The following is a 15,593-nucleotide window of genomic DNA, read 5'->3' as shown; positions in this document are numbered from 1 at the left end:
AAAATCTTGAGAAATATAAATTGATAAATGTTAATTTTCTAAAAAATATGCATTATTTCATTTTTTTCCCTCTTGACTCTACTTCCATATCCATTCTTTGCTACGAGCGGTGAAAAATTGGTATACTATAACCAAATTATGGAGGTGTTTTCGCGATGACTTATTATAAAGACGATAGCTATGCCTTACATACAGATTTATATCAAATTAATATGGCTTATACATATTGGAAAGATGGTATTCATAATCGCCGCTCGGTGTTTGATTTATACTTTCGAAAACTTCCATTTGAGAACGGTTACGCTGTTTTTGCTGGTCTTGAAAAAATTGTGGAGTACATAGAAAACTTCAGCTTTACCGAAAGCGATATCGCTTATTTAGCAGAGTTACAATTTGAAGAAGAATTTCTTCATTATTTACAAAATATGAAATTCACTGGGACAGTTCGAAGTATGCAAGAAGGTGAAGTTGTATTTAATAACGAGCCTTTATTACGTGTTGATGCACCACTCGGCGAAGCACAAATTATTGAAACTGCCCTGTTAAACATTGTGAATTACCAAACATTAATTGCAACAAAAGCGGCTCGTATGAAGCACGCTGCAAATAATGATGAACTTTTAGAGTTTGGTACAAGACGTGCCCATGAGTTCGATGCCGCTCTTTGGGGCACACGCGCTGCATTTATTGGTGGTTTTTCATCTACAAGCAACGTACGAGCTGGGAAACGCTTCGGAATACCTGTAGCCGGTACACATGCTCACTCTTTCGTTCAAGCATATCGCGATGAATATGTTGCTTTCAAAAAATATGCTGAGACACATAAAAAGTGTGTGTTTCTTGTCGATACATACGACACTTTGAAATCTGGTGTTCCAAATGCAATTCGCGTTGCGAAGGAGTTTGGAGAGCGTATCGATTTTTACGGAATTCGCCTTGATAGTGGGGATATGGCTTATTTATCTAAAAAAGCAAGAAAACTACTAGATGAAGCTGGGTTTACAAATACAAAAATTATTGCTTCTAGCGATTTAGATGAATACACAATTATGCACTTGAAATCTCAAGGAGCAAAAATTGATGTATGGGGCGTTGGAACAAAATTAATTACGTCCTTTGAGCAACCAGCGTTAGGGGCTGTTTATAAACTAGTTGCGATTGAAGATACTGATGGAAAATTAAATGATACAATTAAAATTTCATCTAACCCTGAAAAAATTACCACTCCAGGACTTAAGCGTATTTATCGCATTATCAATCGAGTGAACGATCATGCAGAAGGCGATTATATTGCATTAGATTCTGAAGAGCCAGGAAAAGAGGAACGTTTAAAAATGTTTCATCCTGTTCACACATATATAAGTAAATTTGTAACAAACTTTGAAGCACGCGAACTGCATAAAGATATTTTTGTTAACGGTGAAAGAACATATGAATTACCTGGCATATTAGATATTCAAAAATATAATGAACAGAGTCTCGCACTATTTTGGGAAGAATATATGCGAACTTTAAATCCCGAAGAGTACCCTGTCGATTTAAGTCAAGAATGTTGGGATCATAAAATGAATTACATTCAAACTGTTCGAGAACAAGTTGAAAAAAATATACAAAAATAAAACAGAGAAGCTCCTCCTTCTCTGTTTTTTCAATGCTATATATCTTTGCGAAAAATATATTAAAATAATAAGACAAATATTTTTTATTTGTAAATTTAAATATTAAGTTATTTATAAAATAATATTTGTTATTATTTTATTGAGTCAATTTCAACAGAATAACCTAAAAAAGAGGACGCAGGTTGCGTCCTCTTTTTTATCCCGCATTAACGGGCAGTAAGACCCCCACCTCAAAATTCAGCGAAAGCAAGGACGTTAGATGGGGAATCAACTGCCCGTAAAAGCCCGATTGGTTCAACTAATAATCAGTGGGGGATGAAGCCCCCCACTGATTAAAGTTTCACTTTATAAATCTTTCACTCTTAGTACACGCATTGCATTTAATACTGCCAGTAGTGTCACACCAACATCTGAGAAAACTGCTTCCCACATTGTTGCAATACCGAAAGCACCAAGTAATAAAACAATCCCTTTTACACCTAAGGCAAAGATGATATTTTGCCAAACTATACTTCTTGTGCGTTTTGCAATTTTTACAGCTGTCGCAATTTTTGAAGGCTCATCAGTCATAATAACGATGTCTGCCGCTTCAATTGCTGCATCTGATCCTAAACCACCCATCGCAATACCAACGTCTGCACGGGCTAATACTGGTGTATCGTTAATACCATCACCAACGAAGGCAATTTTTTCTTTTCCGTGCTTCGCTGCATCAATTTTTTCAATCTCTTCTACTTTTTGTTGCGGTAGTAATTCCGCATGAACTTCATCTAAGCCTAACTCTTTACCGACAGCTTCACCAACTGGTTTTGCATCACCAGTTAACATTACTGTCTTTTTAATACCTAGTTCTTTTAACTTTTGAATCGCTTGTTTCGAATCCTCTTTTACCTCATCAGAGATAACAATATAACCTGCATATTTTCCATCTACAGCAACGTGAACTAATGTCCCTACTGTTTCTGGTTGTTTAAATTCAATATTTTCTTTTCTCATTAATTTTGCATTACCTGCAAAAATTTCTTTTCCTTGTACTTTTACGACTGTACCGTGACCAGAAATTTCGTTATAATCATCGATTATTTTTTCATCAATTGATTTTCCATATGCCTTTCGAATAGATTGGGCAATCGGATGGTTAGAATATACTTCAGCAAATGCCGCATACTCTAATAACTCTTCACTTGTAGTACCTTCGCTCGGTTCCATTTTTGTAACTTTAAAAACACCTTTTGTTAATGTTCCTGTTTTGTCAAAAACAATATATTTTACATCATTTAAAGCTTCTAAATAGTTACTTCCTTTTACTAACACACCACTTTTAGATGCACCACCAATACCTCCAAAGAATCCAAGAGGAATAGATACAACTAACGCACATGGACAAGAGATTACTAAGAACACTAAAGCTCTATAAATCCACTCAGAGAATGTAGCTCCTTCTAAAATAAGTGGTGGAATAAACGCCATGATCGCCGCTGTAATAACTACAACTGGAGTATAGTAACGTGCAAACTTCGTAATAAAGTTTTCCGTTGGTGCTTTTTTACTGCTTGCATTTTGAACTAAATCTAAAATTTTTGATACAGTCGATTCACCGAATTCTTTTGTAACTTCAATTGTTAATACACCGTTTTGGTTCACAAAGCCACTTAATACATCATTTCCAACTTCAACTTCACGTGGTACAGATTCACCAGTTAATGCTGAAGTATCTACCATTGATGTTCCTTCAATTACTTTTCCATCTAACGGTACTTTCTCACCTGGCTTAACGATAATATAATCGCCAATTTGTACATCTTCTGGTGATACTTGTTTCGTTTCATTTCCAACCTTTACATTCGCATAATCAGGACGAATATCCATTAATGAAGTGATTGATTTTCGAGAACGATTTACCGCAATACTTTGGAATAGTTCTCCTACTTGATAAAATAGCATTACTGCTACAGCTTCTGAATATTGCTGAATTGCAAAAGCTCCTACAGTTGCAATTGCCATTAAGAAGTTTTCATCAAATACTTGGCCACGAGTTATGTTTCTTACCGCTCTCCAAACGATATCTCCACCTATTAATAAATAAGCAAGGACGAATAACGGAATTGTTACCATTTGTGGTAAGCCCGCTAATGCAGCAATTGCTGTCAAAATTCCGCCGACCACTAATCTCCCTACCATCTTTTTCACGTTTGCTTCACCATGATCGTGACTATGTCCGTGGTCATGACCGTTCTTCTCTTCACGAACAACTTTCACATCTGGCTCTAACTTTTGAACGACATTTGTTATATTTGCTACAGTCGCTTCTAGTTCTCTTTTATTCGCAACTTCTACTCGTAGTTTCTTCGATACGAAATCAACAGTTGCTTCTGAGACAGCTGGCATTTCCTTCACTTTATTTTCAATTTTCATTGCACAGTTCGCGCAATCTAAACCTTCTAATATAAATACTTCTTTAGCAATTTTATTTTTTTGTTCTTCTTGCACTTTAATATGCGGTTCTAATTTTGTAACGAGTTGTTTTGCTTCCGTAACAACTTCGTTTTCTTTATTTTGTGCTGTTTCTAAGATCATTGTCTTTGTTGCGAAGTTTACAGAGCAAGAATTCACTCCTTCTATATTCCCAACACCTTTTTCAATTTTCATTGCACAATTCGCACAATCTAAACCTTCTAACATCAGTTTCTTTTTCACTAATGCTTCAGCCATCGTTCTCCCTCCTCGCGTTCTTTTTATTCTTCTTCGTTTACGTGTTCAAACGCTTGCTCGAAGATATGAATTACGTGCTGGTCAGCTAACGAATAATAAACAACCTTTCCTTCTTTACGATTCTTCACAAGTTTCGCTTGCTTTAACACACGAAGCTGATGCGAAATAGATGATTGTGTCATTCCTAATAAATAAGCTAAATCACAAACGCACATTTCAGCTTCAAATAACGCATGTAATATTCTCGTACGTGTACGATCACCTAATACTTTAAATAGTTCTGCTACTTTACTTAAACTTTCATCAGTTGGAATTGTTTGTTTTACTTGCTCTACAACTTCTTCATGAATTATCGTTTGAGAACATGTCTCTTGTGGTGTTTCTACTTTATTTCCAGCCATTATAGCTCACCTCTTTATTTGAACATATGAACAATCATTCATATATCTTATACCTTTATTATATGAGCGTCCATTCATATGTGTCAATGAAATCTAATACATTTTTTTGAACATTTCGTTCACATTTAAAAAAGAGCTACACATATTTTCTACATCAATTACATTCTCATACAAAAAAGGATGTCCACTTTGCACAAAAGAAAAAGCCTTGCGCGTTCCCTAGACGCACAAGGCTTACTATACTTATATCCCTTTTAATTAAGCTTTTAATTAGCTTGTTCTAAATTATCCTGCGAACTTCCATCGTCTTTTAAATGACTATGCTTTTTCGAATATACAAAGTATACAACTACTCCAATTGCTAACCAAATACCGAAGTATATCCATGTTGTTAACGGTAAATTTACCATTAAGAATAGACAACACGCAATTGAAATAATCGGTAAGATCGGTACAAGTGGTACCATAAATCCACGTTGTAATTTCGGATGCGTTTTACGAAGAATGATAACAGTTACACCCACCATAGCGAATGTTAATAACGCTCCAATATTCGCTAAATTCGACAATTCTTTTAAATCGATAAATCCAGCAATTAAAGCACTACCAATTCCTGTTAACCAAACTGAAAATGTTGGTGCTTCAGTCTTCTTGTTAATTTTCGCGAAAGATTTTGGCAATAACCCATCACGGCTCATTGCGAAGAATACACGAGTTGTTGCATAAATGTAAGCGAAAATTACAGCCATAATACCGATTACAGCTCCAATAGCAATTACACCTGCTACTTTATCTTGTCCTACAACCTCTAGTACATATGCCATAGCTTCTGGTACATCTAATTCCTTATAAGAAACCATACCTGTCATAACAAGACAAACTACAACATAAATGACTGTACAAATAACTAGCGAAGCAATAATACCAATCGGCAAATCACGTTGCGGATTTTTTACTTCTTCAGCAGAAGTTGCTAATGCATCAAATCCTAAGAAAGCAAAGAATACTGCTGCTCCTCCGGCGAACACTCCACTTAAACCGTAAGGTGCAAATGGTATCCAGTTTTCTGGTTTCACGTAGAATACACCAACTGCAATGAATAAAACAACAATACCAATTTTAATTAATACCATTATGTTATTCACACGTTTACTTTCTTTCGTACCTCGTGATAATAACCAAGTTATCACCAACGTAACAATAACTGCTGGTAAGTTTACCATACCACCTTGTGCTGGAATCGTTAGCAATGCTTTTGGAATTTCAAGTCCCAATCCACTCACTAAGTTATGGAAATAACCCGTCCATCCACCAGCTACTGCGGCAGTCGTTACGACATATACGGATAACAATGTCCATCCCATTAAATGGGCAACAAACTCACCAATTGTTGCATACGAATATGTGTACACACTACCTGAAACAGGAAGTGTAGATGCAACTTCTGCATAACATAAAGCTGCAAATCCACAAACAATTGCTGCAATCATGAATGAAAAAATAACTGCTGGACCAGCATCTCTTGCGGCTACTAATCCAGTTAATACTAGAACTCCTGTACCAATTATCGCACCAATCCCTAGCATTGTTAGGTCAAATGCCCCTAGCGTTTTCGTTAAAGTTTTACTTTTACTTTCCCCTAACAATTGCGTAACGGATTTCTTTTTAAATAGGTTGGCCACGATGAATGCCCCCTTTTACCAAGAAGAGCTAAGAGGTATTATCTCTTAGCTCTTATCATGTTGTTTTATATATTGTTCGATTTTGTTTTGTATAATGCTTTTATTAGCAAGATACTGTTTCTGCTTCTAGTAATTCTTTAGCACCTTTGTACTCTACACCGTGAGCTTCTGCAACTGCTTCGAATGTTACATAGCCATCTAATGTGTTAATACCTTTTAGTAATGCAGCGTTGCCTAGGCAAGCTTCTTTGTAGCCTTTGTTAGCAATTTGTACTGCATATGGTACTGTTACGTTTGTTAATGCAAGAGTTGATGTACGTGGAACCGCACCTGGCATGTTTGCAACTGCATAATGAACAACGCCGTGTTTTTCGTAAGTTGGGTTATCATGAGTTGTAATACGGTCAGTTGTTTCGAAAATACCACCTTGGTCAATCGCGATATCTACAACAACAGAACCTGGTTCCATTGATTGAATCATTTCTTCTGTTACAAGTTTTGGCGCTTTTGCACCTGGGATTAATACTGCACCGATTACAAGATCAGACTCTTTTACAGCTTCTGCAATATTGTAAGGATTAGACATTAAAGTTTTTACTTGGTTTCCGAAAATGTCATCTAATTGACGAAGACGTTCTGCACTTAAGTCGATGATTGTTACATCCGCACCTAGTCCAACTGCAATTTTAGCAGCATTTGTACCAGCTTGTCCACCACCGATGATTGTTACTTTACCACGTTTAACCCCTGGAACACCTGCAAGTAAGATACCTTTACCGCCTTTGTTTTTCTCAAGGAATTGTGCACCAATTTGTGCAGCCATACGACCAGCTACTTCACTCATAGGTGCAAGTAATGGTAGAGAACGGTTTTCTAATTGTACTGTTTCATATGCAATAGAAACAACTTTCTTTTCGATTAATGCTTTTGTTAATTCTGGTTCTGGAGCTAAATGTAAATATGTGAATAAGATTAAACCTTCGCTGAAGTGTTTGTATTCGCTTTCAATTGGTTCCTTAACTTTCATAACCATTTCCATGTTCCAAGCTTCTTCAGCTGTATCAACAATTTTCGCTCCCGCTTCAACATACTGAGCATCTGTGAAACCAGATCCTAAACCTGCACCCTTTTGAATGAATACTTCGTGATTGTTACGAATTAAATGTACAACACCTGCTGGTGTCATTGCCACACGGTTTTCGTTGTTTTTAATTTCTGCTGGTACCCCAATACGCATAATGAAATGCCCCCTTATAATTAACAGAAAAAAGAAAGTCTTTTTTCTTTTTGTAATAATTAATAACTTATGTCCTTATTCTAGCATAACTTAAAAGTTATGAAAACGCTAACATACCATTTTTTTAAAGTTTATATATTTAGAATAGTGTAAATATATAAAACATTGATTCTATTAGGGTTCTCGTTTCATTCCACTATCTATCACTCTATTTTTATTATACTCTTCCAAAATAAGTATCGACTATTTATTATTTGACAATAATGTAACAATGTAAGAAACCCTAATGATGACGTATACATATACAGTTATTAATTTACACAATACTTTAGGGATATATTCTTTTCATAAAAAAAACAGCTGCTAGCATTTAGCTAGCAGCTGGATAACTTATAAATAACTTGGAAAATAAATCATCTGTTGTTTCAGTAATTTTATCAATCAGATCACTTTCTTCCGCCTCTTGCTCTTTTAACATCTTAATTGTTTCACGTGCATCTTCAGGATAGTCGGTAATGATACCATCTACGTTTAATTTATAATATCCCTGTAAGCTTTCCATATCATTTACCGTCCATACGTAAATTGGCTTGTTTAACTTCCTTGCTTCTTTTACTAATTTCTTATTTAGCATGTATTCTTCTGCTACATAAAAATCCGCCTTCACATTTTTTAAGTTAGCTCTACTCGCATACAATATATATCCTACTTTTATATCTGGATTTGCACGCTTAAACTCTTTAATAAGCGGATAGTGTAACGTTTGAATGATACATTGTTTCTCAAATTCATTATCTTTAATTGCTTTTAATACTTTGTTTACGAAATCTTTTTCGCCCCCATGAAGCTTCACTTCAATATTGAGTTTGATTTTTCCCTTTGCCAACTTAATGATCTCATCAAGTGTACTTATTTGTCCTGAAAACCCATCTTGACTAAGAGTAAGCTGCCTTAACTCATCCATCGTTAAATCTGACACATGAACATTAGCATTAGCAAGACGTTTTAACTTCAAATCATGTATAACTGCTAATTCACCGTCTTTTGTTTGCAGTACATCAATTTCAGCGTAGTCTGCTTTTGCATCAATAGCACCTTGAATGGCTTCTTTCGTATTTTCTACTCCTTTTGATATATACCCGCGGTGCGCCATAATAATTGGTTCTTTATACGTGTTTGTAATAAAGGTCACAATGAATGCAACAACCATTCCCGCAGTAATAATTCCTACAATATATACGCCAATAAATTTCCAACGATGTTTTTGGAAGAAACATTTATCTGCTTTCGTTTTCGAATAATCTAATCCTTCTTCTAATAAAACATCTTCAACTGGAACCTTTTGTAAATACAATCGCGTAATTGCCATAATATAAAAGGGTGTCACGATAAAGCTAAATAAATACAATGTACTCGTTAAAAACACAGACATTGTTGATTCCGCTAATAATGCAAATGTCCCTGCTGGGTTTGTAAATTCATATATTCCCCACAGACAAAGTAAATAAATTCCCATAAATAAAAGAAAAACAATTCCTACAGATATGAAAAAACCTACTAAAAAGAATAATACTTTAAAAAAGCTTTCTTTTACTAAGTTTGCACTTTTTCGTGCTGCGGTGCGGAACGGCTTTTCCTCTAAAACAATGATAGGTAAAACAAAGATCCAACGAAGATTTAAATAGGCAACTACAGCAAAGAAAGCATAATATCCAACTTGACCCATCGTTGTCTTAAATAGTTCACCTGTAATAAAATTAGGAATTTGAATCTCAGGAATCAATGCAGATTTATACCCCGTACTTAATAGTGGTAATAACACAACTGCGTACAAAACAAATCCTGGTAAGCAATATGTAAAAAGGGAAGGTAAATACGTTACTGTTTTATACAAAATCGGACGTAATCTCACCTTTTGCCTTTTATGAGCAAAGTACGAAATAATAATAAGCACCGCAAATTCCGTAAAGATAAGAAACAATGCTAACAATGATAAAATTACGATTGCCAATATGCCATATGGCGTCTTTAAAAACGCTAATAATTCATCATTCGTCGCATTTGCATAACCACCAAAATACAATAACTTATTAAAAATGATCCCAAATAGCGGGACAAATACAATCGCTGCTAATAATTTATAAGCAAGTTGAAAGGTTAATACATTCCAAAAAGCAAATCTAACTGTTTGAAAGGAATGTCCAATTACTCCTGGTATAGATAGTCTTTTACGGTGTTGCATATATTCCTCCACATTCTAAAACGATATTTGAGATGGATTCCACATTTCCATTTCTAATCCATCTTTTTAATAATAATATATTCCGCTTAACATGAACACTCTTATACATACAATGAAAAAAGTGATGGTTACTCCCCATCACTTTTTTCATCTACTCTATTTTTTCTCTAACCCTTGTCCAAATGCTTTCAAGAAGCTAAAACCGAATGTAATGGCTCTATTGATATCTGGATCTTTTAACACTTTAAAGAAATCCATCACTTTTGTTTTTTTACCACTATTTAATTCATCTGTTGCAAATTGTAATCCAGTGACTAAACTCGATGTAATTTGCTTCGTTACTTCTGGGTCAACTGAGGATAGCGCTTCCCCTGCTCCCATCATATTATTGAGTGCATTTTTAACTGGTTCACGATTTAATTGCTCCACAGCGATTTTTGAAACATCTTCCTTCGCAGCAAGTAAACTAATCGCCGCATCTAATATACCAGCCTTTTGCAACTGTGCTAACAGCTGCATTGTTTCTTCTACTGCTTCACGATTATTAGATAGCTCATTTAGAAGTTCATCTGCTACTTGCTGTTTCTGTTCTTTCTCTGTTACAACTTTCTTTTTAATTAAAGTAATTTCTTTTGCCATTATCTCCGCCCCCTAGTCCACAAGTGATACGTATTGTTTTCTTTGCCACTTTTGCTCGATTTCAACACCATTTTGCGGATTACGCTTTTTATCTCTCGGGTTTGAAGATGGTAACGGACGATTCCCTTTTTCACGTAGTACACGCATCTTTACCATCGTTTGTTTGTACGCTGGTGTACACGTATAAAGATCTGTCGCCGTTCCAGTTAAAATATTGATTGCCTCTTCATTTACCGTTGCATGCATCGGTAAATATAGCTCTTTCCCTGTTACACGATCTGTAACAAGTGCCTGTACTTTAATTTGCCCAAATGGTGATGTTAATTCTACAAGACCACCATCTTTCACATTGCGCTCTAGGGCAAGTTCAGGTGAGATTTCAACGAACACTTCAGATACTTTAGATAAAATACCAGCCGATTTATTCGTCATATTCCCTTCATGGAAATGTTCTAGCATACGTCCATTATTTAAAAGTAAATCATACTCATCTGGCGCTACAACCGGTGGTACCCATTCATCTAATGATAGACGAGCTAGTTTATCCGGGAAGTTAAATCCGTCCACATATAATAGCGGTGTATCGCTACCATCATGGCTACCCCAACATAAACTATTCCATCCTTCTAAACGATCGTATGTTGCCTGAGAATATAAAGGTGCAAGCGATGCAATTTCATCCATGATTTCACTTGGACTTTCATAATTCCAATCCCCGCCAAGGGCACGAGCCACTTTTTGTAAAATCCACCAGTCTGGTTTTGAATCGCCAAGCGGTTTCAATACTTCATATAATCTTTGAATACGTCGCTCTGTATTCGTAAACGTTCCTTCTTTTTCTAAGCTTGGTGCCGCTGGTAAAATAACATCAGCAAAACGAGCTGTTTTTGATAAGAACATATCTTGAACAACGAGGAAGTCTAAATTCGCTAAAATATGTTGCACATGGTTCGCATTGGAATCGACTAAAGCCATTTCTTCACCCATGACATACATACCACGTAGTTTTCCTTCTTCTGCCGCAAGTAACATTGCAATATTATTTAACCCTGGTGCTTTCGGAATAGTTGTGCCGTATGCTTTTTCAAACTTCGCACGAAGCGTATCATCTGATACTGCTTGATAACCTGGAAGCCAGTTTGGTAATGTCGCCATATCACAAGCACCTTGTACGTTATTATGCCCTCGTAATGGATATGCACCTGCACCAGGACGACGATAGTTACCCGTAACAAGCAGTAAATTTGAAATTGCAGCCGACGTTGTACTTCCTCCTGTATTTTGAGTTACACCCATTCCCCAAAGTACACAAGTACCATCTGCTTCATATACCATACGAGCCATTTCTTTCAGATTTTCTTTTGAAATCCCCGTAATTTCTTCTGTGTAATCAAGCGTATACTTTTCTACCATTTTGCTATATTCATCAAAATTCTTTACGTTTTCAGCTATGAACTTTTTATCATGCCAATCTTGATCAATAATATATTTCGTAATACCAGCAAGCCATACGTAATCCGTTCCTTGGCGCGGATGAATAAATAAATCCGCACGCTCTGCCATTTCATGTTTACGAAGGTCTGCTACAATCAGTTTTTGCTCGTGTAATTTATGAGCACGTTTTACTCTCGTAGCAAGTACAGGATGTCCTTCTGTTGGATTCGCACCAACGATAATAACAAGACCTGCTTCAGCTATATCTTTCACTGTTCCAGCATCCCCGCCCATACCGACAGTTTTAAATAAACCGTCTGTCGCTGGAGATTGACAATAACGCGAGCAGTTATCTACATTATTCGTTCCATATATTTGACGAGCTAGTTTTTGCATAAGGTAATTTTCTTCATTCGTTACTTTCGAAGAAGAAATAAATCCAAATGCATCACTGCCGTATTCTGATTTAATGTGCTGCATGTTAGAAGCAACAACCTCAAGAGCCTCTTCCCAAGTAGCTTCAACAAACATATCTCCTTGGCGAATTAATGGCTTCGTAATTCGATCTTCACTATTTACAAAGTCCCATCCAAATTTACCTTTTACACATGTGGAAATGCCATTAACTGGTGCATCTGAAACAGGTTGCACTTTTAATATATGGCGATCTTTCGTCCATACTTCGAATGAACAACCGACACCACAAAATGTACAAACTGTTTTTGTTTTATTCACTTTCGTCTTACGCATCGCAGCCTCTACTTCTGAAACCGCTAAAATACTACTATATCCAGGCTCTACATCCTTTACAAAATCAATCATCGGATCTAACACATCTGGTTTTAATCCTGTCATGAATCCAGCTTCACCTAACATTGATTTTTCCATTAACGCATTACATGGACATACCGTTACACACTGCCCACAACTCACACAAGACGAGTCATTTATGCTTACACCATTGTCCCATATAACACGCGGACGATCTAAGCTCCAGTCTATCGATATAGTTTCATTGACCTGTAAGTTTTGACATACTTCTACACACTGTCCACAAGCAATACATTGATTTGGATCATACCGATAAAACGGATGGGACATATCCACTTCACAAGCACTTACTTTCGGCTCATACGGATATTTCTGTTCTTCAATTCCCATCATATGTACTGTATTATGAACCTTACAATTACCGTTATTGTTATCACATACGGTACAATACAATAAATGATTCTCTAATATTCGATCCATCGCCTCAGTCTGCGCCTCTTTTGCACGCTGTGACTGTCTTTCAATATGCATACCGTTCTCGAGCTTCGTTGAACAAGCACGCATTAACTTCCCATCTACTTCTACAATACATGTATCACAAGTTTGAATTGGATCTACTTCTGGTACATGACAAATTTGAGGATGTTCCAAATTACTCTCATTAAATAATTGTAGTATTGTCTTTTCACCTGATGCTGAAAATTCTTTACCATCTACGGTTACACGGACTGTCTGTTCTGCCATAGTTTCCCCTCTCCTTACAACCAACTGTACAACATATTTATGAATCCGTTTTCATAAATGGATTACTGTACATATTTTTGAAACGCCCTGCCCAAATACTTTTCTTTTGAAGTCGATTCTAGATGTTTATAAGGCATCACTACGAAAGCTTGAAAATTTCACTATTCTACATTTCTATTATATCGTATATATACAATAATAACCAAAATAATCTGATACCTTCCTTCTAACAGATGTTTTTATTTTTTCAATGTTTTATGATAAGTGTGGGAGAGAAATACATATAAAAGGGGAATTTAATATGGGGCCTACGCAAGAGAATTATACAATTGTACGCTATCAGTCTGGTACATTTTCAAAACAACTTGATGAGATTGTTACAGAATCTCCTATTACTATTAAATTGAATGGTGAAGAATATGTAACAGTCGTATGTACACCAAATTATATTGAAGATATGGTAATTGGTTTTTTAATTTCTGAGGGGATTATTTCTTCCTATAAAGATGTTGAAGAACTACGGGTTCAAAAAGATAACGGAATTGTCCATGTAACATCATCAAAAGTAAATCCGCTCTATCAAAATTTATATAATAAACGATACATCACTTCCTGCTGTGGAAAAGGTAGACAAGGTTTTATTTTCGTTAACGATGCAGCAAAAGCAAAAGATTTACATGATATACATGTCAAAATTACTCCTGAAGAATGCTTTTACTTAATGAATACTTTACAACAAGCTTCCACTACCTTTCGCCAAACTGGCGGTGTTCACAATACCGCGCTATGTGATCGAAACAATATCCTCCTATCAAGAATGGATATCGGAAGACATAATGCATTAGATAAAATATATGGTCATTGTTTGCGCAACAATATATCCGTTAAAGGAAAAATCATCGCATTTAGCGGGCGTATTTCATCCGAAATTTTACTCAAAGTTTCAAAAATCGGATGTGAAATTGTTCTATCTAAATCCGCTCCAACAAAACTAGCATTGCAACTCGCTCATGATTTAGGCATTACAGTCGTAGGATTTATTAGAAATGAATCTTGCAATATTTACACACATCCACATCGAATTGATGGTTATCAATCGAATAACTAAAATAACTCCTCGATCGAGGAGTTATTTTAGTTATAAAAATGCAATATATTAAACACTTGAATAGTTAATAAAGTTAATATATAATTTCATTACATATTAAAACAAAATATTGTAGCATATATCTTTTCATTCTTTTACAAATTAAAGGAGACTGCTAACAAAACGCATATACAATCTTATAAAAGTAATGGATTTATTTGAAATCAACCAAGGAGGTTACAACGATGGAAATTCGCTTATTAACGACAGAGGATGCAGAAATATATTTAAAAGTTTGTATGGAAGGTTTAACGAAGAACCCGGAAGCTTTTAGCTCTTCTTATGAAGATGTTCTTAAACATGAGGATCCTGTAGCTGCTATGGCAAAACGATTAAGCAATCCGGATAAGTATACTCTAGGTGCCTTCAAAGATAACGATTTAATTGGTATCGCTACTTTAGAAACAAAACCATTTATTAAACAAGAACATAAAGCAAAAATCGGTTCCGTTTTTGTTTCCCCAAGAGCGCGTGGCCTTGGAGCAGGACGAGCTCTCATTAAAGCAATTATTGAAAATGCCGATAAATTACATGTAGAACAACTTATGCTCGATGTTGTAGTTGGTAACGATGCTGCAAAAAAATTATATGAATCATTAGGTTTCCAAACTTACGGCGTACAAGAGCGTTCATTAAAACATAACGGTCAATATTGGGACGAGGAACATATGGTTCTGTTCTTAAATGATTAATACTTCAATATAAGTTTTCCAAAAGTACCTTTTTATTAAAAAAGGTGCTTTTTTCATTACAACAATGTAATCTTCATGTCACCTTTATCGATCGTACCAAACCTTTCCATTCATTATACTAAAAATATAAAGTGAAACTTTACTTAGTGAGGAAATCCATCCTTAACTGATCATGAAATGAACGTATAGCATTCAATTGATATGTAGAGGAGAATGTGACATGAAACAAAACAAACGAGCTATGCTTTTAATATTTACTACAGCGATTGTAAC

The 15,593-nt window shown here is 35.6% G+C and carries 10 protein-coding genes; 3 read left to right on the top strand and 7 right to left on the bottom strand.

The features are described 5' to 3' along the window. The first annotated feature begins 155 nt into the window (after window positions 1–155). On the top strand, window positions 156–1,619 hold the full coding sequence (locus tag DN390_RS19160) for a nicotinate phosphoribosyltransferase (RefSeq protein ID WP_147808125.1): 1,464 nt from the start codon (window positions 156–158) through the stop codon (window positions 1,617–1,619). A gap of 345 nt (window positions 1,620–1,964) precedes the next feature. Here the strand turns inward: DN390_RS19160 and DN390_RS19155 are convergent, their stop codons facing one another. The 7 genes from DN390_RS19155 to fdhF form a co-directional block, all read right to left on the bottom strand. Next, entirely contained in the window at window positions 1,965–4,331 is a 2,367-nt protein-coding gene (locus DN390_RS19155) for a heavy metal translocating P-type ATPase (protein ID WP_063535619.1), read from the bottom strand. A 23-nt stretch (window positions 4,332–4,354) separates the two neighbouring features. Then, window positions 4,355–4,732: an ArsR/SmtB family transcription factor gene (locus tag DN390_RS19150; protein ID WP_000918378.1), complete on the bottom strand. Its 378-nt coding sequence runs from the start codon at window positions 4,730–4,732 to the stop codon at window positions 4,355–4,357. Between the two features lie 266 nt (window positions 4,733–4,998). Then, window positions 4,999–6,414, bottom strand: coding sequence for an amino acid permease (locus DN390_RS19145; RefSeq protein ID WP_147808124.1), 1,416 nt, complete (start codon window positions 6,412–6,414; stop codon window positions 4,999–5,001). Between the two features lie 103 nt (window positions 6,415–6,517). Continuing rightward, entirely contained in the window at window positions 6,518–7,651 is a 1,134-nt protein-coding gene (gene ald, locus DN390_RS19140) for an alanine dehydrogenase (RefSeq protein WP_060629494.1), read from the bottom strand. Window positions 7,652–8,021: 370 nt separating this feature from the next. Next, window positions 8,022–9,893 carry a glycerophosphoryl diester phosphodiesterase membrane domain-containing protein gene (locus DN390_RS19135; protein ID WP_060629493.1) on the bottom strand — a complete coding sequence of 624 codons (1,872 nt, stop codon included), beginning with the start codon at window positions 9,891–9,893 and terminating at the stop codon, window positions 8,022–8,024. 156 nt (window positions 9,894–10,049) lie between these two features. Next, window positions 10,050–10,532 (bottom strand): helical membrane plugin domain-containing protein, encoded by a 483-nt coding sequence (locus tag DN390_RS19130; protein WP_147808123.1) that lies wholly within the window; start codon window positions 10,530–10,532, stop codon window positions 10,050–10,052. Between the two features lie 12 nt (window positions 10,533–10,544). Beyond that, window positions 10,545–13,481: a formate dehydrogenase subunit alpha gene (gene fdhF / locus DN390_RS19125; protein WP_147808122.1), complete on the bottom strand. Its 2,937-nt coding sequence runs from the start codon at window positions 13,479–13,481 to the stop codon at window positions 10,545–10,547. Between the two features lie 301 nt (window positions 13,482–13,782). On the opposite strand from fdhF, the gene fdhD reads away from it, so the two are divergent. Both fdhD and DN390_RS19115 read left to right on the top strand, forming a co-directional pair. Beyond that, on the top strand, window positions 13,783–14,589 hold the full coding sequence (fdhD, locus tag DN390_RS19120) for a formate dehydrogenase accessory sulfurtransferase FdhD (protein WP_255444057.1): 807 nt from the start codon (window positions 13,783–13,785) through the stop codon (window positions 14,587–14,589). Window positions 14,590–14,813: 224 nt separating this feature from the next. Beyond that, window positions 14,814–15,320: a GNAT family N-acetyltransferase gene (locus DN390_RS19115; protein ID WP_147808120.1), complete on the top strand. Its 507-nt coding sequence runs from the start codon at window positions 14,814–14,816 to the stop codon at window positions 15,318–15,320. The last annotated feature ends 273 nt before the right edge of the window (window positions 15,321–15,593 follow it).

The sequence above is a fragment of the Bacillus sp. SH7-1 genome (assembly GCF_008042405.1).
Classification (GTDB): domain Bacteria; phylum Bacillota; class Bacilli; order Bacillales; family Bacillaceae_G; genus Bacillus_A; species Bacillus_A thuringiensis_N.
This window is presented reverse-complemented; position numbering and strand designations above follow the sequence as displayed.